Here is a 1,838-nt window from a genome sequence, read left to right as displayed (position 1 = left end):
GCGGAGCAGCGTGCCGGTGCCGGAGGCGGGGTCGAGGACCGTGGGGCGGGGGCCGGCGCCGGGGGCGGCGAGGGCGGCCATCAGGGCGGCGGGGCTCAGGTACGGGGCGCTCATGCGGTCGGTGACGACCTTGACACCGTCGAAGTCCTTGACGACGTCGCCGTCCAGCGAACGCTCGTCGAAGAAGAGCTGGTAGCGCAGGCCGGAGCAGCCGCCGGGCTGTACGGCGACGCGCAGCGCCAGGTCGTCGCGGCCTTCCTGGTCGAGCAGGGCCTTGACCTTGGCCGCGGCGGCGTCAGACAGGAGGATGCCGTCGCTGACAGTGGTCTTCTCGTCCGATACGGACATCTGCTTCTCTCCCGGGTTGTACGGAGACTGCTTGCCGACGGTTGCAACCGGCGGGGCCCCGGATTCATTCCGGGCGAGGCTCGGCCTTCACGTCTTTTCCCCTTCATGCTCGCACACCCGCTCGCCGTCCGGAGAACGACAAGATCCGATCCGTGGACCGCGAATTCGTCACATCGACACTATGGCCATCGTCAAACTGACGTGAAGAGGTTATGATAGATAGCGTCATTTAGACGAAAAGGTCTTCCGCAGAAAGAAAGGGTGCGTGACGTGACCACCGCCCAGCCCCTGGACGTCCAGCCGACGCCGCTCGCCCTCCTGCTGCTCGGCCGCGAGGCCGACCCCAAGAGCGAGCGCGGAGTGGAGTGTCCCGGCGACCTTCCGTCGCCCTCCGACCCGGACCTCGTGGAGCGCGCCCGCGCCGCCAAGGAGAAGCTCGGGGACAAGGTCTTCGTCCTCGGCCACCACTACCAGCGCGACGAGGTCATCCAGTTCGCCGACGTCACGGGCGACTCCTTCAAGCTCGCCCGCGACGCGGCGGCGCGCCCGGAGGCCGAGTACATCGTCTTCTGCGGTGTGCACTTCATGGCCGAATCGGCCGACATCCTCACCACCGACGACCAGAAGGTCGTCCTGCCGGACCTCGCGGCCGGCTGCTCGATGGCCGACATGGCCACCGCCGAGCAGGTCGCGGAGTGCTGGGACGTGCTGACCGAGGCCGGCGTAGCCGAGCAGGTCGTGCCCGTCTCGTACATGAACTCCTCGGCCGACATCAAGGCCTTCACCGGCAAGCACGGGGGCACGATCTGCACCTCGTCGAACGCCAAGCGCGCCCTGGACTGGGCCTTCGAGCAGGGCGAGAAGGTCCTGTTCCTGCCCGACCAGCACCTGGGGCGCAACACCGCGGTGCGTGAGATGGGCATGTCGCTCGACGACTGCGTCCTGTACAACCCGCACAAGCCGAACGGCGGCCTGACCGTCGAGGAGCTGCGGAACGCCAAGATGATCCTGTGGCGGGGTCACTGCTCGGTGCACGGCCGGTTCTCGCTCGACTCGGTCGAGGACGTCCGCGCGCGGATCCCCGGCGTGAACGTGCTGGTGCACCCCGAGTGCAAGCACGAGGTCGTGGCCGCGGCGGACTACGTCGGCTCGACGGAGTACATCATCAAGACGCTGGAGGCGGCCCCGGCCGGCTCGAAGTGGGCGATCGGCACGGAGCTGAACCTGGTCCGCCGCGTGGCCGACGCGCACCCGGACAAGGAGGTCGTCTTCCTCGACAAGACGGTCTGCTTCTGCTCGACGATGAACCGGATCGACCTGCCGCACCTCGTGTGGGCCCTGGAGTCGCTGGCCGAGGGCAACCTGGTCAACCGGATCGAGGTCGACAAGGAGACGGAGAGCTTCGCGAAGCTGGCGCTGGAGCGGATGCTGGCACTGCCGTAACGGTTCTCCCGTACGTACGCCGAGGGCGCCCCGCATGGTGCGGGGCG

At 68.2% G+C, this 1,838-nt stretch carries 2 protein-coding genes; one reads left to right on the top strand and one right to left on the bottom strand.

Translation table 11 applies throughout. From position 1 onward, the window contains the following. A partial coding sequence (locus ACFVZW_RS37045; RefSeq protein ID WP_384531001.1) for an iron-sulfur cluster assembly accessory protein occupies window positions 1-348 on the bottom strand: 348 nt, incomplete at its 3' end. Between the two features lie 261 nt (window positions 349-609). Here ACFVZW_RS37045 and nadA point away from each other — a divergent pair. After that, the gene (gene nadA / locus ACFVZW_RS37040; protein ID WP_384530999.1) at window positions 610-1,791 is read left to right on the top strand and encodes a quinolinate synthase NadA; all 1,182 of its coding nucleotides are present in this window, start codon (window positions 610-612) and stop codon (window positions 1,789-1,791) included. Window positions 1,792-1,838: the final 47 nt, after the last annotated feature.

This window comes from Streptomyces sp. NPDC059567, assembly GCF_042735655.1.
In the GTDB taxonomy this organism is placed as follows: domain Bacteria; phylum Actinomycetota; class Actinomycetes; order Streptomycetales; family Streptomycetaceae; genus Streptomyces.
Note: the sequence above shows the minus strand (reverse complement) of the source record. Positions and strands in the feature narration are given on the sequence as shown.